Origin of the sequence: Isoptericola sp. NPDC057653 (assembly GCF_042799955.1) — a bacterium.
In the GTDB taxonomy this organism is placed as follows: Bacteria; Actinomycetota; Actinomycetes; order Actinomycetales; family Cellulomonadaceae; genus Isoptericola.
This window is the reverse complement of sequence record NZ_JBHVHP010000001.1, coordinates 1558916-1584813: the sequence shown is the minus strand read 5'-3', so window position 1 is coordinate 1584813 and position 25898 is coordinate 1558916. Positions and strand designations below refer to the sequence as shown.

21 protein-coding genes are annotated in these 25898 nt (G+C 74.9%); 2 read left to right on the top strand and 19 right to left on the bottom strand.

What is annotated here, in order from left to right; genetic code table 11:
- Positions 1-47 precede the first annotated feature (47 nt).
- Positions 48-1916, top strand: coding sequence for a hypothetical protein (locus tag ACFU9A_RS07065; protein WP_430574545.1), 1869 nt, complete (start codon positions 48-50; stop codon positions 1914-1916).
- Between the two features lie 31 nt (positions 1917-1947).
- Here the strand turns inward: ACFU9A_RS07065 and htpX are convergent, their stop codons facing one another.
- The 6 genes from htpX to ACFU9A_RS07035 all read right to left on the bottom strand — a co-directional run bounded on the left by htpX (position 1948) and on the right by ACFU9A_RS07035 (position 7116).
- Positions 1948-2841, bottom strand: a complete 894-nt coding sequence (gene htpX / locus ACFU9A_RS07060) for a zinc metalloprotease HtpX (RefSeq protein ID WP_430574544.1) — start codon at positions 2839-2841, stop codon at positions 1948-1950.
- A gap of 145 nt (positions 2842-2986) precedes the next feature.
- On the bottom strand, positions 2987-4399 hold the full coding sequence (locus ACFU9A_RS07055) for an FAD-dependent oxidoreductase (protein WP_430574543.1): 1413 nt from the start codon (positions 4397-4399) through the stop codon (positions 2987-2989).
- 197 nt (positions 4400-4596) lie between these two features.
- Positions 4597-5178, bottom strand: a complete 582-nt coding sequence (locus tag ACFU9A_RS07050; protein WP_430574542.1) for a hypothetical protein — start codon at positions 5176-5178, stop codon at positions 4597-4599.
- A gap of 136 nt (positions 5179-5314) precedes the next feature.
- A complete protein-coding gene (locus ACFU9A_RS07045) occupies positions 5315-5611 on the bottom strand; it encodes a WXG100 family type VII secretion target (RefSeq protein ID WP_430574541.1) in 297 nt (98 codons plus the stop codon).
- 244 nt (positions 5612-5855) lie between these two features.
- Complete coding sequence (locus ACFU9A_RS07040; protein WP_430574541.1) at positions 5856-6152, bottom strand: WXG100 family type VII secretion target; 297 nt, start codon at positions 6150-6152, stop codon at positions 5856-5858.
- A gap of 136 nt (positions 6153-6288) precedes the next feature.
- Positions 6289-7116, bottom strand: a complete 828-nt coding sequence (locus ACFU9A_RS07035) for a hypothetical protein (RefSeq protein ID WP_430574540.1) — start codon at positions 7114-7116, stop codon at positions 6289-6291.
- 172 nt (positions 7117-7288) lie between these two features.
- On the opposite strand from ACFU9A_RS07035, the gene ACFU9A_RS07030 reads away from it, so the two are divergent.
- Entirely contained in the window at positions 7289-7543 is a 255-nt protein-coding gene (locus ACFU9A_RS07030) for a hypothetical protein (RefSeq protein WP_430574539.1), read from the top strand.
- Between the two features lie 16 nt (positions 7544-7559).
- Here ACFU9A_RS07030 and ACFU9A_RS07025 read toward each other — a convergent pair whose 3' ends face one another.
- The 13 genes from ACFU9A_RS07025 to ACFU9A_RS06965 all read right to left on the bottom strand — a co-directional run bounded on the left by ACFU9A_RS07025 (position 7560) and on the right by ACFU9A_RS06965 (position 25894).
- Positions 7560-8225: a hypothetical protein gene (locus ACFU9A_RS07025; protein ID WP_430574538.1), complete on the bottom strand. Its 666-nt coding sequence runs from the start codon at positions 8223-8225 to the stop codon at positions 7560-7562.
- On the bottom strand, positions 8222-8857 hold the full coding sequence (locus ACFU9A_RS07020) for a hypothetical protein (protein WP_430574537.1): 636 nt from the start codon (positions 8855-8857) through the stop codon (positions 8222-8224). The genes ACFU9A_RS07025 and ACFU9A_RS07020 overlap by 4 nt, the downstream gene beginning before the upstream one ends.
- Positions 8854-10317 (bottom strand): hypothetical protein, encoded by a 1464-nt coding sequence (locus ACFU9A_RS07015; protein ID WP_430574536.1) that lies wholly within the window; start codon positions 10315-10317, stop codon positions 8854-8856. Before ACFU9A_RS07015 ends, ACFU9A_RS07020 begins: the two co-directional genes overlap by 4 nt.
- 14 nt (positions 10318-10331) lie before the next feature.
- The gene (locus ACFU9A_RS07010; protein ID WP_430574535.1) at positions 10332-10604 is read right to left on the bottom strand and encodes a hypothetical protein; all 273 of its coding nucleotides are present in this window, start codon (positions 10602-10604) and stop codon (positions 10332-10334) included.
- 139 nt (positions 10605-10743) lie between these two features.
- Positions 10744-15216, bottom strand: a complete 4473-nt coding sequence (locus ACFU9A_RS07005; RefSeq protein WP_430574534.1) for an FtsK/SpoIIIE domain-containing protein — start codon at positions 15214-15216, stop codon at positions 10744-10746.
- A gap of 68 nt (positions 15217-15284) precedes the next feature.
- Positions 15285-15548: a hypothetical protein gene (locus tag ACFU9A_RS07000; RefSeq protein WP_430574533.1), complete on the bottom strand. Its 264-nt coding sequence runs from the start codon at positions 15546-15548 to the stop codon at positions 15285-15287.
- The gene (locus ACFU9A_RS06995; protein WP_430574532.1) at positions 15545-16258 is read right to left on the bottom strand and encodes a hypothetical protein; all 714 of its coding nucleotides are present in this window, start codon (positions 16256-16258) and stop codon (positions 15545-15547) included. The genes ACFU9A_RS07000 and ACFU9A_RS06995 overlap by 4 nt, the downstream gene beginning before the upstream one ends.
- Positions 16255-17868 carry a serine/threonine-protein kinase gene (locus tag ACFU9A_RS06990; protein WP_430574531.1) on the bottom strand — a complete coding sequence of 538 codons (1614 nt, stop codon included), beginning with the start codon at positions 17866-17868 and terminating at the stop codon, positions 16255-16257. Before ACFU9A_RS06990 ends, ACFU9A_RS06995 begins: the two co-directional genes overlap by 4 nt.
- Positions 17869-19668 carry a hypothetical protein gene (locus ACFU9A_RS06985; protein WP_430574530.1) on the bottom strand — a complete coding sequence of 600 codons (1800 nt, stop codon included), beginning with the start codon at positions 19666-19668 and terminating at the stop codon, positions 17869-17871.
- Entirely contained in the window at positions 19665-20501 is an 837-nt protein-coding gene (locus ACFU9A_RS06980) for a PP2C family protein-serine/threonine phosphatase (RefSeq protein ID WP_430574529.1), read from the bottom strand. The genes ACFU9A_RS06985 and ACFU9A_RS06980 overlap by 4 nt, the downstream gene beginning before the upstream one ends.
- The gene (locus ACFU9A_RS06975; RefSeq protein WP_430574528.1) at positions 20498-21982 is read right to left on the bottom strand and encodes an RDD family protein; all 1485 of its coding nucleotides are present in this window, start codon (positions 21980-21982) and stop codon (positions 20498-20500) included. Before ACFU9A_RS06975 ends, ACFU9A_RS06980 begins: the two co-directional genes overlap by 4 nt.
- Positions 21979-24552, bottom strand: a complete 2574-nt coding sequence (locus tag ACFU9A_RS06970) for a transglutaminase family protein (protein ID WP_430574527.1) — start codon at positions 24550-24552, stop codon at positions 21979-21981. Before ACFU9A_RS06970 ends, ACFU9A_RS06975 begins: the two co-directional genes overlap by 4 nt.
- Positions 24545-25894, bottom strand: a complete 1350-nt coding sequence (locus ACFU9A_RS06965) for a DUF58 domain-containing protein (RefSeq protein ID WP_430574526.1) — start codon at positions 25892-25894, stop codon at positions 24545-24547. The genes ACFU9A_RS06970 and ACFU9A_RS06965 overlap by 8 nt, the downstream gene beginning before the upstream one ends.
- Positions 25895-25898 lie beyond the last annotated feature (4 nt).

Below are 25898 nucleotides of genomic sequence, written 5' to 3'. Positions count from 1 at the left end.
GGTGATCCCCCGGGGAGCGGTGCGGGCGAGCGACTACTCTCGCCGCCATGCACAGCTCACCGGGCGCGTCGCCCGCACCCGGCGCGGCCGCGCTCGCCGCATGGCGGCCCCGACCGGGACGGGTGCCCCTCGCCGCCGTGGGGTCGGTGGTCCTCGTCGGTTCCGCCGCCCTGGCGGTCGCGCTATCGCCGGAGGACGACATCCCCCTCAGTGCGGCCGAGGTCGAGTCGCCCGACTACTGGCTCACCGGGCTGCTCGTCGGACTGCTGCTCGGGAGCCTGGTCGCCCTGTGGTTCTCCGTGCCGGCGGGGGCGTGGTGGGGCGCGGCGGCCCTCGCCGCGCCGTCGCTCGGGGAGGCCCCCGGCTCGGGAGCCTTCGTCGCCGGTCTGTCGGGCGCGGTCCTGCTGGCCTGCATCGGGTTGCTCGCGACGTCCCCGCGGCGCCACCAGGCCGCGGCGGCACGCGCGTGGTCCACCGCGCCGGTGCAGGTCCCCGAGCTGGCTCCCACGGGTCGTCGGATGGCCCAGCGATGGCGTGGGCCATGGACCGTCGCGGGTGTGCTGCTGGTCGTGGCAGCCGTCGGCGCGGCCGCCCTGTTCGCCCATGACCTGGCCGCCGACCGACAGTTCCGGGCCACCGCTCTCACGGCAGACGGCACCGTCGTGGAGATCTCGGACGACGGGTACGACGTCGTGGTGGACGTCGACGGGCTGCGCATCAGCGTGTCGCCGCCCGAGTCCTCACCGGCGGTCGGCGACGTGGTGACCGTCCGGTATGACGGCTCGGGCCGGGCGGAGCTGGTGGACGACCCCGCCGACTCGTCGATCTTGCTCCTCGTCTCGGGGATCGGGATCGTCGGCGGCCCGTTCCTGCTGCTGCGGGAGGCCGGCCGCCGACGCCGCGTCACCGCGCTCCTGACCCACGGCGGACCCGCGATCCGCCTGCGGGCGAGCTGGGACCGCGACGACGAGGTCCTGCTCGCACCCGTCGAGGCGCCGCGCTCCCCCGTGCTGCGCACCGGACCGCTGGCGGGCCTCACCCCGATCCGCGACCACGCGCCCGACGCCCTTGCCGAGGACGACGGGGACGACGCCGACGACGGCCCCTACGGGCGCCCGGTGGAGGAGGTCACGGACGAGGAGCTCCTCGCGATCGCCCGCACCGGCTGGGAGGACGACGAACGCCCGGCGGACCCCGACGGTCCGCACCTCCCGCCGACCTGGGCCGGGACCGAGGTCCTCGTCGTGGGCCTCCACGACGACCGCGCGCCCCTCGCCCTCCGTGCGCCCGACGGGGCCTGGTACGTGACGGAGACCGGCCCGGCACCGGCCCGCCGGGGCCGGCGCGGCGGCGGCCGTCCCGCGTCGGCAGGAGCAGGCCGGATCGACGGAGCCGTGCTGGCCGTCGTGCGGAGGACCGGGCGGTGGGCCCCGTGGGTCGCCGTCCCCGCGGCGGCGACCGTGGGCTGGTGGCTCGCGCCAGGGACCGAGGTCTGGTCGGGGCTCGTCGGCTCGGCGCTCGTCGCCGGGCTGCTGCACGCGTGGTCCTGGTCGGCCACCGCCGCCCTGCGCGTGACCCCGCGTGGCCTCGTGGAGCACGGTGCCGTGCTCGACGCGAGGTACCCGTGGTCACGGGTGGCCGCGGTGCTCGCCGACCCCGGGGCGCTGGTGGTCCGGACCCGCGCGTCGAGCGTCGAGGAGCCGGACGCGCTCATGTTCGCCGTACCGCCCGACGGCGAACGACTACTGCCCGGGGTTTCCGACCCGCTCGTCGCGCGCGAGCGGATCCTCGCCGCGCGGGCGGCGGGCGCGGCGTCCGCGACTGCCGACACGGCGACGCGCCGGCGGCCGTCCCGGCCCACGATCGTCGCGGCGCTCGGCGCGGCCGCCTTCCTCCTCGCGGTGCTCGCGCGGTGAACGCACCACGCGCGAGGCCGGTTCCAGGCGATCAGTAGCGGGTGATCCCCCCGGGCCCGAAGCCCGTGCCGCCGGCCATCTTCTCGAGGCGGGCGATGCGGTCCGCCATCGGCGGGTGGGTGGAGAACATCTTCGCCATGCCCGCGCCGCGGAACGGGTTGGCGAGCATGAGGTGGGAGACGTTCTGCAGCTCGCGGGTCTGCGGCAGCGGGGCCTTGGCCGTGCCCGACTCCAGCTTGCGCAGGGCGGAGGCGAGCGCCATCGGGTCGCCGGTGAGCTTGGCGCCGTCCTCGTCCGCGTCGTACTCGCGGGTGCGGGAGATCGCCATCTGGATCAGCATCGCCGCGAACGGCGCGAGGATCGCCATCGCCAGCGCGGCGAGCGGGTTGCCGCCCTCGCGGCGGTCGCCGCCGCCGAAGATCAGCAGGAACTGCGCCAGCGAGGTGATGACTCCCGCCATGGCGGACGCGACCGACGACGTGAGGATGTCCCGGTTGTAGACGTGCATCAGCTCGTGGCCGAGCACGCCTCTCAGCTCGCGCTCGTCGAGCAGGCGCAGGATGCCCTCGGTGCAGCAGACGGCCGCGTTCTTGGGGTTGCGCCCCGTCGCGAACGCGTTCGGCGCCTGCGTGGGCGAGATGAAGAGGCGCGGCATGGGCTGGCGGGCCTCCGTCGAGAGCTCCCGCACGATGCGGTACATCTCGGGCGCCTCGAGCTCCGTGACCGGGTAGGCGTGCATCGCGCGGATCGCGATCTTGTCCGAGTTCCAGTAGCCGACGAACGTCGTGACCAGGCCGATCCCCACGAAGACGACGAGCATCCCCGTGCTGCCGCGGAAGAAGATCGCCCACAGACCGAGGACCACGGCCCACATGACGCCGAAGAGCGCCGCCGTCTTGAGACCGTTGAAGTGCTGGTGGCCCATGTGTCCTGCCGTCTCCTTCCGTGCGCCCTGCCCGGTGCACGCGCACCGGCAGGATCCCACGGGTTGAACGCGCCGACGGCCCGGGCGGTTCCCGCCCGGGCCGTCGTGTGGTCGGTCGCACTGTCGGTCGACCTGCCGGTCGCCGTCAGGACGTGGCGCGCCCCTTGGCGATGTCGAGCATCTCGTCGCGCGGCACGACCTTGATCCGCTCGCGCCCGTGGGGCTCGCCGAGGGTCTTCTCGTGCTCGTCGAGGAGCACGAAGTCGTCCCACTCGACGACGTCCACGCCGCGGTCGGCGAGGAAGTCGAGCACGGCCTGCGGGTCCGCCTGGGTCGCGGTGCGCCCGCCCTCGACGTCGCCGGTCGCGACGTCGCCGCCGTCGCCCACGCCCGTCACGTCCTCCACGAGGTGGCGGATCGTCTCGGACGCGTCCGACTTGGTGTGCCCGATGAGGCCGACCGGGCCGCGCTTGATCCAGCCCGTCGCGTAGACGCCCGGCAGGTGCTCGCCGTCGAGGTCGACCACGCGCCCCTCCCGGTTGGAGATGACGCCCTTGAGCTCGTCGAACGGGATCTCCGGCAGCGGGGAGCCGAAGTAGCCCACCGCGCGGTAGACGGCCTGCACGGGCCAGTCGTGGTGCTCGCCGGTGCCCTTGACGGTGCCGTCGCCCTGCAGGGCGGTGCGCTCGGTGCGCAGCGCGGTGACCTTCCCGTCCTCGCCGAGGATCTCGGCCGGCGCGTGCAGGAAGTGCAGGTGGAGCCGGCGGGACGCCTTCTGCGTGGCCGGGTCGACCAGGGTCCAGTCGGTGAGGGTCTTGACGACCTGCTTGGTCTGGTTGGACGACTCGACGGCGGCCATCGAGCCCTCGTCGAAGTCGTAGTCCTCCGGGTAGACCACGATGTCGACGTCGGGCACGTGGCCGAGCTCGCGCAGCTCGAGCGGCGAGAACTTCACCTGGGCCGGGCCGCGGCGGGCGAAGACGTGCACGTCCGTGACCGGCGAGGTCTTGAGGGTCTCGTAGACGTTGGCCGGGATCTCCGTGGGCAGCAGGTCGTCCGCGTGCTTGGCGAGGATGCGCGCCACGTCGAGCGCCACGTTGCCCGCGCCCAGGACGGCCACCTGCTGGGCCTCGAGCGGCCAGGTGCGGGGCACGTCGGGGTGCCCGTCGTACCAGGAGACGAAGTCGGCCGCGCCGTAGGAGCCGTCGAGGTCGATGCCGGGAACCGGCAGCTCGTGGTCCTTGATCGCGCCCGTCGAGAAGATCACCGCGTCGTAGAACTGGCGCAGGTCGTCGAGCTTGAGGTCGACGCCGTAGTCCACGTTGGCCAGCAGGCGGACGTCGCCGCGGCTCAGCACGCGGTGCAGCGCGGTGATGATCTGCTTGATGCGCGGGTGGTCCGGGGCGACGCCGTAGCGCACGAGGCCGAACGGCGCGGGCAGGCGCTCGAAGAGGTCGATGCTCACGTCGAGGTCGGTCTTCGACAGGATGTCCGCCGCGTAGATGCCGGCGGGGCCTGCGCCGACGATCGCGACGCGCAGAGGTCGGATGCTGCTCACTGCGGGGTACGCCTTCCGGATCGGTGATGCGTGGCGTTCGATTCTAGGAGGATTCTCCTGCGAACTGGTGAGGCTTACCTCACCTTCAGGGTCCAGCCTTACCCAGGGTGCCACAACCGTCTCATCCGGTGAACAGGTCGTCTCGCTTGGCGGTCACCGGTGCCGGGGGCATCCGACACACGACGGCGCGCCGGCCGTCACGGGGCGGTGGTCAGCTCGCGCACCGCGCGCTCCAGGTCCTCGCGCCCCGCCCCGCCGGCCGCCCGCAGCGGTCGGTACGCGGGCACCACGGTGACCGCAGCCGTCCCGTCCGCGACCCGCACCGCACCGGACTCGCGCGAGCCGTAGACGGCGCGCGCCTGCGCCACACCCGCCGGCACCCGGCGCACGACCCAGCGGGGTCCCTCCTCGCGGCCCACCCACACCTCGACGGCGCCGTTCCCCACGGCGAGGGCGACAGGGTTGCCCCCCATCCCCGAGATGCCCTTCGTGCGGACACCGGCCGCGCGCGCCTCGTCGAGCGTGTCCGCGGTCGTGAACGCCGGCACGACGACCGCGCCGGGCCGCAGCCGCGTGACGTGGTCCCGGACGGCGCCGGCCCGGCGCACGACCACCGCCAGGGCGACCACCAGGATGACCGCCACCACGAGGAGGGCGATCCAGATCACGGCGCCGTCGACGCCGTCGCGCGCGACGGTGCTCGCGATGCGCACCACCGAGAGCGCCAGGAAGAGCACGAGCGCGGCGACGAACCACCGGCGTCGGGTACGGGAGTCCATGCTGCCTCCAGGGCGTCGTCTCGGGACGGTTCGGGGTCGCGCGCCACGGGACGCGGCAGGCGGGAGTGCGGCGGCGGGCGCCGCAGACGACGAGGGGCGGCCCGGAGTCCGGACCGCCCCTCGACCTCGGCCGTAATCAGCCGCGGATGCCCTGCGCGAGCTGCGAGTCCGCGTCGGACAGCGTCTGCGCGGCCTGCTCCAGGAACGACGCCATGCCCTCGAGGCCCTCGATGGCCTGCGTGGTACCGGTCGTGAACTCCTCGTAGGAGGTCTGGAACGCGCCCGACGCCTGGTCGGTCACGAAGCCCGACGACACGAGGTTGTTCACCTGGGACTGCAGGTTGTGCAGGATGTCGGTCATCTGCTGCTGGCCGTTGCGCAGCTGACCCGCCTGCGACCGCAGCTCGTCGTACGTGACGTTCATGTTCGCCATGAGAAAGCTCCTCGTTCTCGTCGGTTCTCGGCCGGCCCCCTAGCGGCCGATCCGTCGTTCCGTCGACGACCCTAGCGGGCGCCCCGAGCAGCCGTCGATGGGGAGGGCTCCCCATGCGCACGCGGTGCCACCCGGCGTCGTCCCCCGTAGGGAGGGGCCGGCGCCCGGTCGCGTACACCCCACCGCCCGGACGACGAAGGGGCGGCCCGGGAGTACCCGGACCGCCCCTCGACCTCGGCCGGAATCAGCCGCGGATGCCCTGCGCGAGCTGCGAGTCCGCGTCGGACAGCGTCTGCGCGGCCTGCTCCAGGAACGACGCCATGCCCTCGAGGCCCTCGATGGCCTGCGTGGTACCGGTCGTGAACTCCTCGTAGGAGGTCTGGAACGCGCCCGACGCCTGGTCGGTCACGAAGCCCGACGACACGAGGTTGTTCACCTGGGACTGCAGGTTGTGCAGGATGTCGGTCATCTGCTGCTGGCCGTTGCGCAGCTGACCCGCCTGCGACCGCAGCTCGTCGTAGGTGACGTTCATGTTCGCCATGGGAAGCTCCTCAGCTCATCGGTGGTTCGGCCGGCCCCCTAGCGGCCGATCCGTGGTGCGGTGACGACCCTAGCGGGCGCCCCGAGCACGCGTCGATGGGGAGGCCTCCCCATGCGCCGTGGGCCCGCGGGCCCGCTCAGGCGTCGCCGGGGCCGCCGCGCGCGAGGCGCGCCCGGCGCTGCCGCTCCAGGTGCGCCAGCCGCGCACGGCGCTCGTCGGGGGTCAGCGCCGTCAGCGGCCGGTCGTCGGGCGCGGCGTCGGCCGCGCCGGAGAACCGGCGGCGGAACGCCCGCACCCCCAGCACGAAGGACGTCAGGAGCAGGCCGACGGCGACGACGGCCGCCACCAGGTGCACCGTCCCGGACACCCCCGGCACGAGCGCCGCCACGGCGAAGGGCCACGCCAGACCCGCGGGCAGCATCGCCAGGACGGTACGGCCGTCCACCGTCCATCCGGCGGCGTAGTACCGCATCACCCGGTCGGTGAACGGGCTGGGGCGCACGGGCTGCAGCGACAGCGCGACGCCCGCGAGCGTGGGCGGGCCGAAGGTGCTCCCCCAGGCGCCGTGGGTGGTGTACGAGAGCTTCTCGCCCCGGTAGCGGCGGTCGAGGCCGCGCCCCACGTACACGAACGACAGCACGGCGAGCGGCCAGGACGCGGTCAGCACGTGCCACCCGCCCGCGCCGACCGCCAGCGCCAGGACCGGCAGCGCGACGACCAGCAGGCCCAGCGCGCCCAGCGGGTCCGACAGCCGGTCCTCGACACCGGCCACGAGGCTCGCGGAGTCGACGAAGGCGAGGTACGGCACCGAGCCCACCAGGAGGAGCACCGCGATCAGCCAGATCGCCGTCCACACGACCCCGACCACCAGGTAGCCCAGCGGGCGCAGGGTCACGCTCCAGCGCGGGGGCGGTGCGCCGTCGCCCGCCGGCGCTCCCCGGCCGTCGGCCGTCGTTCCGGGCATGGTTCCTCCACGTCGGTCCGGCTCCGGGGTGCCACACTAGCGTCGGCACCGCGCCGCCGAGGCCGCGGACCCCCCGGGGTGCGTGCGGGACGACGGCGACGCGGCGCGGGTGGCAGCCCCCGCACCACCCGACCGACGAGACCGACGAGACCGACGACAGGGACGGACCCGCATGAGCAGCAAGAGGGACAGGGAGCGCGAGGCCGCGGCGAACCAGGCCATGCGGCCGGCCACCTACGCGCTGGGCGCGGTCGTGGTGGCGTGCGTGCTCGCCGTGGTGCTCAGCGCCGCCGCACCGGACGCGTTCGCCGCGATCGGCGGCTGGGTCACCTTCGCCCTGGTCGTGGTCGCCGCCTGCGTCTGGGCCGGGCTGGCCGTCGTGCGCCGCACCCGCCGGAACGCCGCGCAGGACGACCCGGGCGCCTGACACCCGGGCCTCACGGTCAGGCGGACGCCGCCCGCTGCTCGCCCTCGGCCGCGGCGGCGTCGTCGTCCATGAACTCGATCGAGTCGACGATCTCGTCGAAGAGCACCGCGAACGGCTCCGCCGACGGGATGTCCGTGACGTTCACGCGGACGAAGAGCATCCGTGCGGGGTCCTTCGGGTGGGGCATGTGGTACTCGAGGCGCATGGTCAGCACGTCGACCGCGTCGTCCCCCTCGCCCGCCTGGCCCTGCGACATCTCCACGACGCGGGCGGCCGGGCGGCCGTTGCGCTGCACGGCGACCTCGCCCTCGGGGTAGGCCGCGCGCAGCGCCCCGGCGTAGTCGCCGTCGGCCAGCAGCGGGGCCGCCGCGGCGGGCCACTCGTCGTCGAACATGAGGATCGCGGCCGGGAACGGCACGCCCGGGGCGAGCTCGAGGGACATCAGGTACGTGTGCACGCCGATCGACACGGCGTCGCGCGCCGTCGCCAGCAGCTCGTCCAGCGCCTGGCGCCGCATCCGCGCCAGCCGGTCCGCGGTGCCCACCTGGCGACGGACGAGGCGCTTGATGAACGCCGTGGCCTTCTCCGGTGACTCCAGCGGGATGCTCACCCACGTGCCGGGCACGATGATCCGCACCACGCCCCCGAGCACCTTCAGCTCGGGTGCCGCCGCCTGCGTCATGCCGTCTCCGTCTCCACCGTGAGCCCCACGAGCAGGTCGAGAATCTCCTGGGGCATGTCGTCGAACGTGCCCACGCTACGCGCGACGGCGGTCACCTCGACCATGTCCGGGGTGGCGGGCGGGAAGACGCCGAGCACGACGCGCTCCTCGAGCACGCCGCTGGCGTCGTCGCCGAGCTCCCCGAAGTGGGTGATCATCGCGTGCAGCCCCTCGACCGTGCCCGAGTCGCTGGTCCCGTCGAACCGGCTCGCGAACGCGTAGTCGTGCTCCTGCGAGCTCTCCACGCCGGCCGCGAGCTGCGCCGCGAACTCCTCCTGGGCGAGGTCGGGCTGCGCCGTCACGGTCACCATCGCGTCGACGACGCCGAGCTCCGGGCGCCGCACGAGGGCCGCGGTGACGAGCCCGGGGATCCCCGTGTCCGCGACCGCGCGCCCGACGTCCTCCAGCTCGGCGGCCAGGCTGGTGGCAAGCTCCTCGGCGGGGACGTCGAGGCCCCCCGAGGTGCCCGCCTCGGCGACGATCCCCGCCGCCGTCGACCGCGCCCAGTCCCCGACCAGGTCCGGTGCCTCGGTCGGGACGGCGTACCAGGACTCCGGCAGCCGCAGCTCGAAGCCCGCGATGCGCCGGGTCACCAGGACCCCGCCACGTAGCCGTTGTTGCCGAAGACGTCGTTGAAGCCGTCCATGGCGCCGTGCACGTTGCCGGCACCGCCGGAGATCTTGCCCCAGCTGCCGCCCGCGCCGCTCGAGGCCAGCGAGTTGCCCTCGCCGTACGAGCCCCAGCCGTCGCCGCCGGCGATGGCCATGCCGAGCCGGGCCGAGTTGTTGGCCAGGCTCGCCGTCTGGTGGAAGACCGCGCCGACCGTCGCGACGGCCTGCGTCGCGCTGGTGACCCCGTCGATCCGCAGGCCGGTCATGTTGAAGTGCGAGACCATGTCGATCACGTCGTCGTTGCCCATGGCGAAGCGCGCCGCGCCATCCTTGTAGGGCAGCGGGAAGTTCGACTTCTGCCACGACTTGAACGCGTTCTTGTAGAGCCCGTTCTTCACCATCCCGGCCACGGCCTTGTCGCCCGCGGACCGCACGAACGGGGACTTCAGGACCTCGGTCACGCGCTGGCCCTTGGTCATCGCCATGGTCTTGCGCGAGCTCTTGAGCAGCGCGCTCCCGAACTTCAGCTTCGACGCCCGGCTGCTCATCCGGGCGGAGGTCTGCACCACCGAGCGCGCCTTCGCGTACTTGGCGAACGACCCGATCGCCTTGCCGCCGAAGAGGCCCATCACGCCGAGGCCGACGCCGAGGAGCATCTCGCCGAACCCGATGTCCCCCCGCGCGAACTTCACGATGTTCTCGATGATGGAGATGATCGAGCCGATCGCGGCGAGGACCAGGAGGATCTGGCCCAGGATCGGGACCCAGGACAGGAAGATCGCCAGGATGCCCGCGATGTCGCAGATGATCTTGAAGACCTTGTAGATGCCCTTGACGACGTTCTTGACCTTGTCCCAGGTGCTGTCCTTGAGGCCGTTGACCTTGTCGCCGCTCACGACCTCCTCGATCTTGCCGATCGCGGTGCTCGCCGCCCGGTTCTTGGCGTCGTGGCCGTCGTTCCAGTAGCCCTCCTGGACGGCGATGTCGCCCTCCAGGTCGTGCACGGCGCCGTTCGCGGTCCGCGCGGAGTTCTTCGCCTCGCTCTTCTCGGCGTCGGTCGCGTCGTCGGGCAGGTCGTCGACCCCGTCGTTCGCGCCCCGCGCCGTGGACTGCGCGTCGACGAGCTGGTCGCGCAGGGTCCGGAGCCGCGCCGCCGCCGGGTCCGCCTCGTTCTGCGCGCTGCGCAGGGCGGCCCCGTAGGTCGTCAGCGCGTCGCCCGTGTACGAGTAGCGCTCCTTGGCCTTCTCGATGTCCTCGCGCACCTCGCCGGCGAGCTTGCGCGTGGCCTCCATCGACTTCGCCGTGGTGTTCGTGTCGTCGACGATCTGCTGGAGGGTGCTGACCGACCGCCCGATCGCCTCGGCGAGGTCGGTGTACTTGCGGCCCTTGGTCTGGACGACGTCAGCCTCGCCGTCCAGCTCCTGCCACTGGGTGTCCGCCATGTTCCTGGGTCCCCCTACTTCTTCGCCGCGTCTTCGAGCGACTTGGCCAGCTCGGTGTCGATCTCCGTGAAGGTGTCGGCGATCTGCCCGATGATGTCGGACAGCTTCTTGACGTTCTCGAGCATCTCGCCGCGCTTGATCTCCCACTTGTCGGAGAAGTCGTTGACGCGGTCGCGCAGGTCGTCGTGACCCGTCGCCTTGGCCGCGGCCTCCGCGTTCGAGTCGGCGTTCTCCAGCTCCGTCGAGATCGCCTTGAGGTCGTCCTTGAGCGTCCTCAGCTGATCCATGTCGATCGACAGGTCGTACCCGGCCACAGCTCCCCCTCGTCCTGTGCAGCTCGTCGTCCGGCCGCCGGGCAGCACCGTAGCCGAGGGCGACGGCACGGGTCGATGGGGAGACCTCCCCATCGACCCGCCCGGCCGCCCCTCAGTCGTCCAGGACCAGCGGCAGCTGCACCCGCGTGTGCTTGCCGCGGGCGATCCACGCGCCCCGGCCCACCGGGAACTCCCCCTTGGCGGCGCGCGGCAGCGACGTCTTGAGGATGGTGTCGCCGTCGAGGTTCTCGGGCTGCAGGATGAGGCCGCGCCGGCCGTTCTTCACCTCGCCCAGCAGCGGCCAGGTCGCGGACCAGCCGGCCGTCTCCGCCTCGGCGACGAGCAGGTGGTCGCTGCCCCGGATCGCCTTGGTGAGGTCCTGGATCGGCTTGTCCGCCGGGGACTGCAGGTACTCGTTGATGCCCTCGATCAGCACGACGATCCCGGGGTCGACGTCCTCGTCCTGGACGGCGGCGAGCAGGTCGGTGGCGAGCGCCTTGACCTTCTCCACCCCGGTGGCGACCTCCGTCCACGGCAGCTTGTCGGCGATCGCCGACCGGCCCTGCGCGAAGAGGTACATCCGCGCGTCCGGGTTGGCCCGGAGCACGGCCCGCGCGATCGCGACGAGCGCGTTGCTGCGCCCCGACCCGGGCGGGCCGGCGACGACCATCGTGCCCGTGGGCTCGAACGGCACCGGCCCGAGGGTGATGCCGTCCAGGCCCAGCACAGGCTGCCCGTCCACCCGCGGCGGCAGCTCGCCCGCCCCGTACTCGGTGGGCAGCACGCGGACGTCGGGCGCCGGGCGCACGCCCGCCGCCAGCATCGACTGGCCCAGCTTCTCCGTCGCGGCCGCCTGCGCGGACACCGACGTCGTGCCGCCGATGACGGCGACCTGGACCTCGAGCCCGTCGACGAGCGCGCGGCCGTTGGGCGAGCTCGAGGTGATGACGTCGCGGGGGGCGTTGAACGCCAGGTACCCGTCGTCGGTCATCCGCAGCAGCAGGTTGCGCTGCACCATCGAGCGCACGTACGTGGGGACCGCGCCCGAGCGGTCGGCCGTGAACACGACGTGCATGCCGAGGGCGCGGCCGTCGTTGAGGATGTCGCGGAAGACGTCGAACCACTCCGCGCGGCCGGCGCCCACCTCGAAGTCGTCGCGGAAGCCCGGGAACCCGTCGACCAGCAGCAGGATGCGCGGCACGTCCACGCGCCCCGACAGCTGCCGGTACTCGGTGACGCTCGACGCCGACACCGCCGCGAACGCCTCACCGCGGCGCTGCAGCTCGTCGCGCAGCATGCGCATCAGGCCGACCACGCGCTCGACGTCGTCGCCGCGCGCGATCGTCCCGACGTGCGGCAGCGACGACAGCATGCGCAGCGCGCCCGCCGCGAAGTCCAGGCCGTACACGTGCACCGGGCCGCCGCGCGGGGTGATGCCCGCGGCCGCGGCGAGCGTGCGCAGCGCCGTGCTCTTGCCGGCGCCGCCCGTGCCGTACACGCCCAGGTGTCCGTCGACGTCCGGCACGAAGTACACGGGCCGCTGCGCCTGCTGCTCGGGGATGTCGGCCACGCCCAGCAGCAGCTCGGTGTCGGTGCGCTGGTGCAGGCGCGTGAGGTCGTACGCGTCGGCCATCGAGTCCAGCCAGGGACGACGAGGCACGGGCAGGCGGCCCGCCTCGAACGCCTCGGTGACCCGCGCGACCAGGCGCTGCTGGTCGTTGGGGCCGAGGTCGAGCCCGTCGTCGACGACGGCCGACGGGTCGACGGGCTCCTCCCACCGCTCCTCGCGGCCGAAGTGCAGGCCCGCGACCTCGATCGCGGCCCGCTCCGGGGCCCGGCTGCTCCACGCGCCCGCGTACCCGGACTGGAACGCCTGCAGGCGGCCCGGGCCCGTCTTCACCACGCCGCGGCCGGGGATGGCCGGGTCGATGTGCGCCGCGTCCTTGATGTCGACGACGTCGCTGGAGTCGGACTCGTCCGCCATGCGGAGCGCGACGCGCAGGTTCGTGTTGGCGCGCAGGTTGTCCTTGATGACGCCCGCGGGGCGCTGCGTGGCCAGGATCAGGTGGATGCCGAGCGAGCGGCCGCGCTGGGCGACGTCGACGACGCCGTCGACGAACTCCGGCACGTCGCCCACCAGCGCCGCGAACTCGTCGATGACGATGACGAGCGCGGGAGGCGTCTCCGGGTCGCCGCGCTTCTCCAGCTCGAGCAGGTCCTTGACCTTCTTGCGGTTGAAGAGGTGCTCGCGGTGGTGCAGCTCGGCGCGCAGCGACGTCAGCGCCCGCAGCACCAGGTGCTGGCTGAGGTCCGTCACGAGGCCGACGCAGTGCGGCAGCTGGACGCAGTCCGCGAACGCCGACCCGCCCTTGTAGTCCACGAACAGGAAGGTGACCCGGTCCGGGCTGTACTCCGCCGCCATCGCGAGCACCCACGCCTGCAGGAACTCGGACTTGCCGGCGCCCGTCGTGCCGCCCACCAGGGCGTGCGGGCCCTGGGAGCGCAGGTCGAGGTGCTGGGCGTCCAGACCCGCCGAGCCGACGATGGCGCGCAGCGAGCCGGCCCGCTTGCGCGGCACCGCCTGCGTGCGGTCGTAGACCGACAGGTTCTGCCGCCAGCGCTCCAGCACGGCGCCCGGGTCCTCGAACAGGTCGTGCCCGAGCAGCGCGGGCATCGTCACCGAGCGGGGCAGGTCGGACGAGTCGGCGACGATCGCGCCGGCGTCGAACACGGGGGCGAGCCGGCGGCCGTAGTCGAGCGCCGTCGACGCGTCGACCTCCTCGAGCTCGACGTCGTCCACCCAGCGGCCCAGGCGCACCATGCCGACGCGCGGGCCGTGCTCCCCCAGGTCCACGAACGTGCGGCACGCGGCCGGCAGGTACGCGGTGTCCGCGGAGATCCACAGCGGGTAGACGCCCGCGTCCGGGCCCTGCTCCGCGAGCTGCACGAGGCGCGCGCGGTCCACGTCGATGTCGTCCGAGATCACCACGACGACCGCCGGCACGGGCGACTTCGTGCCCGCCTCGGCCTTCTTGCCGCCGACGTCGGAGCCACGCTCGAGGGCGGCGTCGTCCTCGTCGATCGCACCGCGGCGCTGGGCGCCGCCGCGCGCCGCCCGCAGGCGGGTGGTGACGAGCTCCTCGAGCTCCGCGACCAGCCGCGCCGCGCCGCTGGCGGAGTCGGCGAGGTGGTGGCCCTCGATCGGGCTCTGCGGGGAGGACGTGTGCGGGATCCAGGTGAGCCACTGCAGGTGCTTGGTCCACACCGGGCTGACCATGCCGGTGACGACCAGCTCCGCCGGCGAGTGCAGGCCGGTGAGCTGCAGCAGCGTCGCGTTGAGGCTGCCGGCCACCGCCGCGGGCGGGCCCGCGAAGCCGAGCGCGCCGGCGTCGTACAGGTTCTCCACCACGGGCACGCCCGACACGTTCTCGTGCCGCTCGACCACGGCGTCCAGGCGGTCCTGGTACTCCTTGATCATCGAGCCCTTGGCGGAGTCCTTCACCGTGTTGCGCGACGGCATCGTGCCGATGCCGAACCGCACGTTGAGGAAGCTCCAGTGCTCCGGGCGGCGGGTCCACAGCATCGGGCCGTGCCGCATCGCCTCCGCGAACACGTGCGGCGTGGCCGGGGCCTCGCGCAGGCGCACCGAGCGCTCGGTCTCCTCCTCGCCGCCCAGCGCCTCGCGCAGCGCGTCGAGCCGCTCCTCGAAGCGGGCGATGTCGCGCTCCTTGCGCTTCCTGGTCTGCATGTTCCGTGTGAGGTAGTTGCCGACCAGCATGATCGGCGAGAGCGCGATGAAGACCAGCGACATCATCCCGCGGCCCATCGCGAGCATGAACCCGCCCATGAGGACCGGGGCGAGCATCGCCAGCAGCGGGAACGGCTGCGGCTCCGTCTCCGCGGGCACCTCGGGGGCGTCGAACTGCTCGCCCTTGTACCGCGCCTCGACGCGCGGCGAGCGGGTGAACGGCACGGGGCCGGCCTTCGGTGCCACCCCCTGGAGCGTCTGCGGCTTGCGCCGCTCGATCGTCATCACCGTGTCGCCCACGGTGACGCGCTGGCTGCCCTCGACGCGCAGGCGCTGGACGTGCGCGCCGTCGACCAGGAGGCCGTTGGCCGAACCCAGGTCGACCACGTCGACGACGTCCGAGACGTCCAGGCGCAGGTGCTGCTTCGACACGAGCGCGTCGCTCAGGACGACGTCGCAGCCCGGCGCGCGGCCCAGCACCCAGCTGCCCTCGGGCAGGTCGATGACGCCGCCGTCCGAGAACCGCAGGGTGGCGCGCACGTCGCGCGAGGGCTGGTAGTCGAAGCCCGGGCGGTCGAGGTCGACGATCGCGACCTCCGCGCCCGAGCCGATCCACGCCTCGCCGAGCGCGGCGTCGGCCGGCAGCCGCACGGGCCGGTCCTGCCCGGGCAGGCGGGCCTCCAGCGTGCGCCGCCGGCGGTCCGTCTCCTCCGTGCCGGACGGGTCGACGCGGGCGATCGTCGAGGCGACCTCCCCGATCGTCGCGCCCGCGTCCGCGGTGACGACGACGTCGTCGTGCGTGGTGTCGGGGCGCCGGAGCGTCACCTTGACGCGCATCGCTCTCCTCGGTTCGTTCGGTCAGGTTCTGTCCGGCGGCCGAGCGGCCGGCGGGGGACGTCGGGGGGTCAGCCGCCCCGGCCGCGGCGCGTGAACGCCAGGACCACGGCCGTCACGGCCGCGACCACGACCGCGCTCAGGCCCACGACGCGCCAGGTCGCGGGGTCGGTCAGCTCGCGGCCGATCGCGCGGTAGAAGTCGAGGGGATCGCCGGTGCCCACCCCGTCGGCGAGCACGCCGGTCACCACCACGATCACGAACGCGATGGCGGCGCCCCCGATCGCCGTCACCACGACGAGCTGCCAGGGCTCGGGGCGCCGGCGGCGGGTCACTCGGCGTCCTTCGGGTCGCCGTCCGACGGCAGGTCGAGCAGCGGCAGGTCGTCAGAGGTCACCAGCCGGGACGCCACCGCGTACTCGACCAGGCGCGCGCGGCGGTTGGTCGCGAGCCCGCCCGACCCGCCGCGCAGGCCCTTCACGCCCACCCGGTCGAGCTTCTCGCACACGTTGTCGAGCTTGCGGTTGAAGCGCGTCGTCGTCCACCCGAGGCGCGCCGCCGCCTCGGCGGAGGACGGGATCTCCGACAGGCCCGTGCCGTCCCGCTTGAGCATCGGCTCGCAGAGGGCCACCACGAGCTGGCGCTGGCTGACGGTGAACGGGATCATCCCGATCGTCGTCGCCCCGCCCTCGGGCTCCTCCGAGCGGATCTCCGCGTACGGCGCGGGGCTGAGCGCCGCGAGCAGCTCGTAGGTGGTCGGCCCGGCCGTGAACACGATCGACGTGTTCGGGAAGACGATCGGCAGCGACGTGCCCGGCGAGAGCCAGGACTGCACGCCTCCCGCCGCGTCGCACACGGTGGCGGACAGCCGGTTGCCGACGTTGCCCAGCCACCACAGCCCCGACGCGTGGGTGAGCTGCAGGAACCGCCGGTGCAGGTACGGGTTGTCGTCCAGCGCGAGGTCGCCCTCGCGACCGATCTCGAACACCGAGCCCGGCTCGGGCCGGAACCACTCGCCCGCGAACTCCACCGCCAGGTCGCTCATCCCACGCACACCCCCTGCGGCTGCACCGAGAACGCGCCGCTCCGCACGACGACGACCTCGACGCACGTCTCGCCGGACTTCTCCTTCGGCACCGTGACGGTCGGCTCGGTCACCTTCTGGTAGTGCGCCTCCCCCAGGGCCTTGGCCTCGCGCCAGCCGTACGCGTCGCCGTCCTGCGGGTCCGGGTTGGTCCAGGTGAAGACGACCTTGTCGCCCTTCGCCTTGCCCTCGAGCTCGGTGACCGACGGCACGAGGCCGCCCAGGTTGTCCGCGGGCGGGGCCGGGTCGTCGCCCTGTCCCGTGGCGACGGGCGTCACCGGGTCCTCGGGCGACTCCCCGTCCGGCCACAGCACGACGGCGAGCGTCACGACCAGCGCGGTCACCAGGACGGCCAGGCCCACCACCAGGCCGACGACCACGCCGCTGCGGCGCGGCGCGGGCGCCTCGGCGGGGGCGGCCGGAGCGTCGACCCGGGCGGGCGCCGCGGGCGCCATCGAGCGGTGCACCGTGTCGCCGAGGTCGTCGGCCAGCGCGGGCGCCGTGCCGGTGACCGTCGACGCCGTCGGGGCCGGGACGGACGACGTCCAGGCGGGTCGGGGCGGGGCGGCGGTACCGGTCGCCGCGAGCGCGGCGGCCGCCGCGGGCCCGCGCGGGTCGACCGACACGACCTCGCGGAGCCGGGTGCCGACCTCGTCCTCGTCGCCCGGGGCGTCGCCGTCGTCGTCGCGGACCTGGCCGCGGTCGTCGAGGAGGTCGATCGGCGTGACCGCGAAGGACAACTCGGTCTGCACGGCCTGGAGGGCGCGGGCGAACGCGAGGGACGTCGGGTACCGGGCCTCGGGGTTCTTCGCCATCGCCGTGCTCAGCACGCGCTCGAGCGAGGCGGGCACGTCGTTGCGGCCCGTCTGCTGCAGCGGCGCCGACTCGATGCGCGCCACCAGGTCCGCGCTGGAGTTCGACCCGCCCGGCACCTCGAACGGCGTGCGGGAGGCCAGCAGCGAGTACGTGGTCGCGGCGAGGCCCCAGACGTCGGTGGCCACGCCCGTGCGCGGCGGCTCCGCGAACGACTCCGGCGGCGACCACGGGATGGACATGCCCTCCGCGCGGCCGGCGTCGTCCAGCGTGGACGAGATGCCGAAGTCGGTCAGCGCGGGGTGCCCGTACTCGGTGACGAGGATGTTCGCCGGCTTGATGTCACGGTGCAGGATGCCGGCGCGGTGCGACGTCTCGACGGCGCCCGCGACCTGCACGGCGATCCGCAGCACGTCGGGCACGCTGAGCCGCTCGCTGCGGTAGCGCGCGCCCAGGTTCGGCCGGGAGCAGAACTCCATCGCGAGGAACGGACGGCCGTCGGAGGCGACGTCCGCCTCGTACATCGTGACGATGGACGGGTGGGTGGACAGCGTGGCCATGAGGTCGGCCTCGGCCTCGAAGGCCTCGCGCTGCCCCTCGTTCGTCCACTCGTGCAGCAGGACCTTCACGGCCACCCGACGACGCGGTCGGCGCTGCTGGTAGAGGAAGACGTCCGAGAAGCCGCCCGACCCGATGAGGGAGACGTACTCGAACCCCTCGATCTCCGGCGGCGGTGACGGTGGACGCTTGCGGCTCACTCAGAGGATCCCTTCGAAGGTCAGCGTCACGTCGTCACCCAGGTCGACGACGTCGCGCGAGACGACCATGACCGGCTCGCCCGGGTGCAGCCGCAGCGGCGGCTGGCCCGACCGCAGCAGCGTGGTGCCGTTCGTCGTGCTCATGTCGCTGACCAGCACGTGCCAGCCCTCGAGGCGCACCTCGACGTGGGAGCGGGAGATGTCCTGCTGCGGGCTCGGCACCGTGACCAGCCGCGGCAGGTCGTCGCCGGAGGCCCGCGGCGAGCGCGGCTTGCGCCCGACGACGACCGGCCGGTCGAGCGTGACCCGGGGGCCGCCGGACACGCCCATCGTCCCGAGCGGCGGGCGCGGCACCTGGCGCGCCTCGCCCACGAGCGACTGCCCGCAGGTGGCGCAGTCGTCGCGCTGGGGCGGGTTCGGGTGACCGGCGGTGCAGGACCGCGCGAGGATCATCGGCCGGCCGGGAGCGGGCGCGGACGCGAACGCCGGCCCGGGCGGGACGGGCGCGCCGGGCACGCCCGTGGCCGGCGCGGCGGCCTGCGGCCCCGGCGCGGTGGACCGCAGGTCCGCGATGGCGGAGGACAGCACCGTGCTGCCGTCGATCTCGTCGGCACCGCCGTCGGCCGCCGGCTCCGCCGGCGCGCCGGGCACGGGGGCGGGCGGCACGGGGGTGACCGGCGCGGGAGCGGCCGGGACCGGTCCCGACGGGCCGGGCGCCGCGGCGGGCTCCGGAGCCTGCGAGGCGGGGACGGCGGAGACGATCGCGGCGGGCGCCTCGGACGCCGGCGCGGCGTCGGGCTCGCCGTCCTCCTCCTCGTCCTCCCCCGGGGGACGGACGGCGGCGGCCTCGACGGACGAGTGCACCGTCGAGCCCCACAGGTGCCCGTAGCCGGTGGTCTCCTCCAGCGGCGGCTCGTCGCCGGCGCCGCCCGCGGCAGCGGGGAGGTCGGCCGCCCCGGCCGCGTCCGCGGCGTCCTCGGCGGGCCCGTCCACGGCGTCGTCGGCGCCGACCGGCACCACCGTCAGGCTCGGCACCATCGTGGCCTCCGGCGCGATGGTCGCCTCGGCGACCGGCACGCCGTCCAGGACGGGAACGGTCGGCGGCGCGGGTGACACCGGGCTCGACACCGGGCTCGGCACCGGGCTCGGCACCGGGCTCGGCACCAGGGGCGTCGACGGCGCGGGCGGCTCGACCGGCTCGGGCGTCGCCGGGCCGGACGGCGCGGGCGTCGGCACCGCCGCCCCGCGCACGAGGGGCGGCGGCGCGTCGTCCTCGGCCGCCGCGTCGTCCTCCCAGGGCTCGCGCACGCGCTCCGGGTGCCGCACCGGCGCCGTCGGCAGGGCGTCGCCCGTCAGCCGCGCGCCGACCGACGTCACCAGGGTCACGCCCGCGTCCAGCGGGAGCGCGCGGGCGTCCACCAGGTGCGAGGGCTCGGCCACGCCCACCTGCACGGACAGGTCGATCACCTCGTCGAACGTGCGCTCGGCCCAGGTGGTCACCCCCTCGCCGGAGACGTGCTCGCGCCCGCCCGCACGGTCGATGGTCACGGACGTCGCGCCGCGGCTGGCGACCTGCACCCGCCGCCCGTCGGCGACGGCGATCGCGAACGGCGGCAGCGAGGCGAGGCTCGCGCCGAACGACCCGGTGAGCACCTCCAGCACCGGGACCACCCCGCCGCCGTCCCCGAGCCTCGTCCACAGCTCGTCGACCAGCTCCGGCGTCACCTTCTCCGGCAGCACCACCACGGCACCACCTCGGACCACGGCATACGCCGGGCCGATCACGTAGCGCACGGTCACGTCATGGCCCCCTTCCACGGCGACCGCCGGGGCACCGTGTCCTCGTCGTCATCGCGGCCCGCGCGCCCGTCCCTCGGCGCCGTGCTCTCCAGGGCCTCCGTCAGCCCCGTGGCGTCCACCACGATGACGGTGATGTTATCCCGGCCGCCCGCGACGAGCGCCTCGCGGACCAGCCGCTCGGCGGCCACCTGCGGGTCGGCCTCGACGAGCAGCACCTCGGCCACCCGCCGGTCGGTCAGCTCCGCGGTCAGCCCGTCGGAGCACACGAGCATCCGGTCCCCCGGGTGCACGGGCAGGAACCAGAAGTCCGGCTCCGGGTCGTCCGGCGCACCGAGCGCGCGCGTCACGACGTGCCGGCGCGGGTAGGTCAGCGCCTGCTCCGGCGTGAGCCGGCCGGCGTCCAGGAGCTCCTGGACCTCCGAGTGGTCCACGCTCACCTGCTCCAGCACGCCGTCCGCGCTGCGGTAGGTCCGGGAGTCGCCCATGTTGACGACCAGCCAGTACGGCTCGCCCCCCTGCTCGGTGAGCACCACCCCGGCGAGCGTCGTGCCGGCGCCGCGGCCGGGCGCGGTCTCGATCGCCCGCACGGCGTCGTGCGCGGCGCGCACGCGGCCCCGCACGGCGTCCACCCCGACGACGTCGGCGTCGCCGAGCGGCGTGAGCGCCTCGACGGCGGCGGCGCTCGCCACCTCCCCGGCGTCGTGCCCGCCCATGCCGTCGGCGACGAAGAAGACGGAGCCCCCCGCGAGGTAGGAGTCCTCGTTGAGCTTGCGGCGCGCGCCCTGGTGCGTCGCCGCACCCCACAGCAGCCCGAGGCTGACGGGAACGGTCATGCGCCGGCGTCCTGCCCGACGACGGTCAGGCGCCGCGCGCCCGCCTGCACGACCCAGCCCGCGCCCACCGTGACCGGACGGCCGGCCGAGAGCTCCTGCACCGCGCCGGCGGGGTCGATGACCGCGCTGCCGTTGGTGCTGCCGAGGTCGGTGACCTGCAGCCCGCCGGCGGACGGCACGAGCTCGAGGTGCGTCTTGGACACCGAGCGCGTCGCGTCGTCGACGCGCAGCAGCGTCGCCGGGGCCCCGCCGTCCTGCTGCGGCGCCCGACCGACGAGCGTGCGGGTCGCGACGTGCACGCGGCGGTCCGGGTCGACCTCCACGACGATCCGCGGCGGGGCGCTGCCGTCGCCGGCGCTGCGCCGCGACGACACGCTGAACCGCGTCGCCTCGAGGTCCTCGAGGTCGTCCGCCTCCGGGGCGGGCTGCACGGGTGCGGGCAGCGGCGCGGGCGGCTGGGCCGGCGCCTGCACGGGCGTCGCCGGCGGGACCGGGCCCGCCGGGGCGGCGGGGGTCCCGGGGGCGCCGCGGTGCACGGTGTGCGCCTCGATGCCGGACAGCCCGTCCCCGGCCGTGCCGGCGGGTGCGGCCGACCCCGGCACGCCGGTGATCACGCCGCCCGCGGGGAGCTGCTCGCGCCCCTCGCCGCCGGGGAAGGCCCACGGGTCGGGCGACGCGCCGGCCGCCGGGGCGGGCGCGCCGCCGGGGCTCGCGGGCGAGGCGGGCGCGAAGCTGCGCGGGGTCTCGTTGCGGACGTCGCGCACCAGGCTGCGGGCCGCCTTGTCCTGCCAGCCCTGGCGGCGGCCCGACGCGTCGAAGGTGGGCGAGACCAGCACCAGCACGGTCCCGACGAGCGGCACGACGCCGCTCAGCGCCAGGACGAGCCAGCGCAGCAGCCCGCGGCCCGCGCCGATCGGGCCGCCGCCCTCGGCGGAGACCGTGCGGATCCCGAGCAGGCTGTTCCCGACGGTGCGGCCGGCGAGGCCGTCCCACAGCGCCAGGCCGACCCAGCCGGCGAGGCCCACGAGGCCGGAGACGAGGGCGACGACCGTGTACGCGCCCATCAGCTCCTGCGCGGCCGCCGCCTGCCCCATGGTCGTCGTCGCCGCGGCGAGGTCCGCGACGCGCGCCGGCAGCCGGGTGGCGACGACGACGACCGTCGCGACGATGCCCGACAGCACGGAGAGCGTCAGCAGGTCGAGCAGGTACGCCCCGGCGCGCCGGCCGACACCGGCCAGCGGCGGCTCCGCCGGCCGGCCCGGTGCGACCCCGGGCGCGCCGGCGGCGGCCTGCACCAGGCCGGCGGGCGCCCGGCGCGTGCGCTCGCGCAGCTCGGGCTCCGTCGTCACCTCCAGGCTCCCCGTCGGGGGGCCGGAGGCCGCGGGCGCGCGGTAAGCGGTCGCCACCGTGGGCGTGCCGCACACGGAGCAGAACGCGCCGCTCTGCTCGGTGGCACCGCAGGCGGTGCACGTCGTGGTCATCGATCCTCCTGCCGCCGGGCGCGCTGCTTGCGGCGACGCGCGCGCGCCATCCTGTCATGCACCGGGCGGACGACGGCCCGCCCTGCCTGGGCGAACACCCCGGGAACCGCGGCGACCCACCCGCGCAGCACGGCGGGCAGCGGCGGGGCGTCCGCGCCGCGCACCGAGCGCAGCGACAGCCGCGCGGCGACCCGGCGGCCCCAGGGCACGCCGGCACGCATCTCGCCCACCGCCTGGTCCACGTCGGCCCAGTACTGCGTGACCTCGTCGTCGGTGGGCGTGCCCGACCCGAAGACCGAGGCGTCCGCGCGGTGCGCGAGCAGCACCGTGCCCGAGGTCGACTCCGGCAGCTTCTCCGCCAGCAGGCGGGCGCCCTCGCGGCGGGTGGCCGCGCGGGGCACGCCCGCGCCGAGGTCGGTGGCGACGTCGACGACCTCGCGCCAGCCGCCGCTGACCCGGTCCGCGACCACGGGGGCCGTGCGACGGCCCCGGCGCCGGCGGCGCTTGAAGCCGAGGATCAGCAGCAGCGGCAGCGCGAGGATCGCGAGCGGCACGCCGACCGTGACCGCGATCATCATGACCTGGCGCCAGTCGATCGCCGACTGGTCGTCGTCCTGGTCGTCCTCCTCGACGTCGCCGGCCTCCGCCTGGGGCGGCTCCTCCGGCGACTCGGGCGTCTCGAGGACCGGCGGCTTCGGCACCTGCTTGGAGCGCGGCAGCGGCTCGACCTTGTTGTCCTCGTCGGGGATCACGTCGAACGGGACCCAGCCGTAGCCCTCGAACGGCACCTCGACCCAGGCGTGCACGTCCTCGCCCGTGACGACGTACGGCTCGCCCGCCTTGACGGTGTCCTTCTCCGGGTAGAAGCCCATGACGACGCGCGCCGGTACGCCGGCCTGCTGCGCCATGAGGGCGAACGCGGTGGCGAACTGCTCGTCGTCGCCCACCATCTCGTCCTGCGCCAGCAGGGCGTCGATGCGCGCGGCCGAGTGGCCGGGGCGCGACGGCGGCTGGTTCTCCAGGCCGCTGGAGTACACGCCCGTGGCCTTGAGGGTGTCGCGGATGTTGGTGAGCCGCTCGAACGGGTCCGTCGCGTCGGCCGCGAACTGGGCCGACTTCGCCGGCACGGCGTCGGCGACGTCCTGCGGCTTCGGGAGCGCGACCTGCTCGATCGGTGTGGAGGCGAGCGTCTTCTCGTCCGGCGGCGCGGCCACGACGGAGTCGATCTCGTAGCCGTCGCCGGGGCGCAGGCCCGCGGTCGTCAGCGCCGTGCCCGACGTCGCGTTGTAGTAGGTGCCGGCCGCGAGCTCCGCGGCGCGGTCGCCCGTGAACCGGATGCCGGCGAGCTGGCCGACGTCGGGCACCCACACGCCCGAGTAGCCCAGCACCGTGACGTCGACCGGGGTGCGCGTGCCCGCCGCGACCGTGTCCACGACCTCGCCCGCGCGGTTGAACACGCCCGTGGCACGCCCGCTGGACGCGTCGTAGACGGTGCCGGCGTAGGTGTCGAGGGTCGCGAGCCGCACGCGGCCGCCCTCCGGCAGGCCGTCGACGCTGAACAGCTCGGTCTCCGCCAGGTCCTTCGTGTAGTGCCGGAAGCCGACCAGCGGGCTCGTGTACTGGTGCAGGTCGAGCGGCGGCGTGATCATCTCGCGCAGCGCCAGGCGCTCGCCCTGGGCCACCTGCGGCGCCACCAGGACGGCGGCCACGCCGCCGAGCGCGAGCAGCACCGCGCCGCCGCGCACGCGCTGCGCCCGCAGCCGGCGGGTGGCCGAGCGGCTCGCGTCGGACAGCAGGCGGTTGGCGCCCATGCGGCTCTCCGCCGCGCGCCACGACGCCCACAGCAGGCCGACCACGGCCACGACGAGGCCCTGGGCCAGCGGGTAGGCCGGCAGGATCGTGCCGAGCAGCCCCACCCCGGCCAGCGCGACCACGACGGGCAGCAGCGCCCACGCGGCGCGGCGCGCGCGCCACGCGATCGTGCCCGCCAGCACCGCCGCCAGGTACAGCAGCAGGTACGGCACCACCGCGAGGTCGGGGAACGACGCGATCGGCGGCACCGTCGTGACGAACGCCTTCCAGCCGTGCACCGCGCCGACCGCGAGCTCCCGCAGCGTGTCCAGCGACGGGACGACCCCCGCGATCGCGGTGCCCGGCAGCGCGAGCACGCCCCCGAACAGGAAGTAGGCGAGCACGGTCGCGGCGCTCGTGAGCAGCACCGACCAGCGCAGCCACGCGCCGAGCCAGGCGACGAGCAGGCCGAGCACCGCCCCGCCGACCGCCGGCAGGAGGTACCCGGTGGTGCCCCAGGCCGGCGCGAAGCCGACCGCGACCACGCCGAGCAGGGCGAGCAGCACGACGCCGTCCACCGCGCCCGCGGCCGTCACGGCCCGCCGGCGGTCGTCGCGGCGTCCCTTGGCGCGGGTGGTCCCGGCGCGCACCGAGGTGCGCGAGGTGCCGCCCGTGCGCGACGTGCCGCCCGTGTGCCCCGTGCTCCCGGTGGTACCGGTCGGCCCGGCGTGCGAGGTCCGGTCGTCCGGGTCCTCGGCGGGGGCGTAGCCCTCAGTCATTCATCCTCCGCAGCGCGTTCGGCAGGTCCGGCAGCTCGCCGAGCGTGAGCACCTGCATGTCGGCCACCCGGCCCCGGCTCACCTTCGCCCCCGGCACGCACTGCATCGCCACGAGGCGGGCGTCGACGGGCAGGCGCACGGCGGCGGCACGCAGGTCGGTCGGGGTCACCCGGCTGCCCACGACCACCGCGACGACGGACGCGTCGGTCACCGTCGCGGACGCGACGCGCGCCACCTCCGCGAGGCTGGTGCGGGCGGGCTGGAGCTCCAGCCGGGTCAGGTCGTCCAGCAGCCGCGTGCGGTGGTCCCCCCGCACCCGGCCTCGCTGGACCAGCACGGTGAGGCCGCCGTCCTCGCGGATGGCCTGCAGTCCCAGCGAGCCGCACACCGACACCGCGAGCTCGAACTCCTCGGGGTCGGCGTAGTCCTCCTCGCGCGTGGAGAGGATGACCGCGAGGCGCGAGCGGCGCGTCTCCTCGAACTGCCGCACCATGAGCTGGCCCGTGCGGGCCGTGGACTTCCAGTGGATGTGCCGGCGGTCGTCGCCCGGCACGTAGTCGCGCAGCGCGTGGAACGACACGTCCGAGTCGGAGATGTCGGGGGTGACCCGGCCCTCCAGGTCGTGCAGCAGGCCCGTGGACGACCCCGACAGCGGCAGCGTGCGGGGGTGCACGAACAGCTCCTCCGGCTCCGTCCACGTGAGCTCGCGGCGCAGCAGCCCGAGCGGGTCGGCGCGCACGGAGCGCACCGGGCCCAGGGGGATCACCGCGCGGCGGTGCGTCGGGACGGCGAAGATCTCCTCGTGCTCGCTGTCCGGGCGCAGGCGCGGCACGGGGAACGTGGCGATGCCCTGCCCCACCTGGAGCTCCATGACGGCGGGCAGCATCGTGCGCGACGAGCCGTTGCGCACCAGCAGGCGGCCGACGGCCCGGTCCCCCACGACCACGCGGCGCGACGCGACGTCGAGCGTCACGTCGTAGCGCAGGCGCCCGAGGACGAACACGACCGCGCCGAGCAGCGCCACCGTCACGGTCACCGCGACGACGGCCCACTCCTCCCAGCCCAGCACCACGCCGGCCCACCAGGCCGCCGCGGTGAGCACGAGGACGGCCCACCCGAACGCGGACACGACGCCCAGGACGGGCGTGGTGCGCGCCCAGGCGCGGCCGGCGACGGAGCGGACCGCGGCCGCGGCGCCGGCGCCCGCGCCGCGCGCGCCCGCCAGGAGGCGGCGCGTCGTGCGGCGGGGCGCCCTCGGGGCGGCCGAGGCGTCCTGCTCCGGGGTCGAGGGGGCGTCCTGCGCGGCAGGCGCGTCCGTCTCCCGTTCGGTGGTGGTCGTCATGGGG

What these genes read in the sequence shown, in the direction of transcription:
- ACFU9A_RS07065 (WP_430574545.1), top strand. Translation starts at nt 48, where the DNA reads ATGCACAGCTCACCGGGCGCGTCGCCCGCACCCGGCGCGGCCGCGCTC.
- htpX (WP_430574544.1), bottom strand. Translation starts at nt 2,841, where the DNA reads ATGGGCCACCAGCACTTCAACGGTCTCAAGACGGCGGCGCTCTTCGGC.
- ACFU9A_RS07050 (WP_430574542.1), bottom strand. Translation starts at nt 5,178, where the DNA reads ATGGACTCCCGTACCCGACGCCGGTGGTTCGTCGCCGCGCTCGTGCTC.
- ACFU9A_RS07045 (WP_430574541.1), bottom strand. Translation starts at nt 5,611, where the DNA reads ATGGCGAACATGAACGTCACGTACGACGAGCTGCGGTCGCAGGCGGGT.
- ACFU9A_RS07040 (WP_430574541.1), bottom strand. Translation starts at nt 6,152, where the DNA reads ATGGCGAACATGAACGTCACCTACGACGAGCTGCGGTCGCAGGCGGGT.
- ACFU9A_RS07035 (WP_430574540.1), bottom strand. Translation starts at nt 7,116, where the DNA reads ATGCCCGGAACGACGGCCGACGGCCGGGGAGCGCCGGCGGGCGACGGC.
- ACFU9A_RS07030 (WP_430574539.1), top strand. Translation starts at nt 7,289, where the DNA reads ATGAGCAGCAAGAGGGACAGGGAGCGCGAGGCCGCGGCGAACCAGGCC.
- ACFU9A_RS07025 (WP_430574538.1), bottom strand. Translation starts at nt 8,225, where the DNA reads ATGACGCAGGCGGCGGCACCCGAGCTGAAGGTGCTCGGGGGCGTGGTG.
- ACFU9A_RS07015 (WP_430574536.1), bottom strand. Translation starts at nt 10,317, where the DNA reads ATGGCGGACACCCAGTGGCAGGAGCTGGACGGCGAGGCTGACGTCGTC.
- ACFU9A_RS07010 (WP_430574535.1), bottom strand. Translation starts at nt 10,604, where the DNA reads ATGGATCAGCTGAGGACGCTCAAGGACGACCTCAAGGCGATCTCGACG.
- ACFU9A_RS07005 (WP_430574534.1), bottom strand. Translation starts at nt 15,216, where the DNA reads ATGCGCGTCAAGGTGACGCTCCGGCGCCCCGACACCACGCACGACGAC.
- ACFU9A_RS06995 (WP_430574532.1), bottom strand. Translation starts at nt 16,258, where the DNA reads ATGAGCGACCTGGCGGTGGAGTTCGCGGGCGAGTGGTTCCGGCCCGAG.
- ACFU9A_RS06980 (WP_430574529.1), bottom strand. Translation starts at nt 20,501, where the DNA reads ATGACCGTTCCCGTCAGCCTCGGGCTGCTGTGGGGTGCGGCGACGCAC.
- ACFU9A_RS06975 (WP_430574528.1), bottom strand. Translation starts at nt 21,982, where the DNA reads ATGACCACGACGTGCACCGCCTGCGGTGCCACCGAGCAGAGCGGCGCG.
- ACFU9A_RS06970 (WP_430574527.1), bottom strand. Translation starts at nt 24,552, where the DNA reads ATGACTGAGGGCTACGCCCCCGCCGAGGACCCGGACGACCGGACCTCG.
- ACFU9A_RS06965 (WP_430574526.1), bottom strand. Translation starts at nt 25,894, where the DNA reads ATGACGACCACCACCGAACGGGAGACGGACGCGCCTGCCGCGCAGGAC.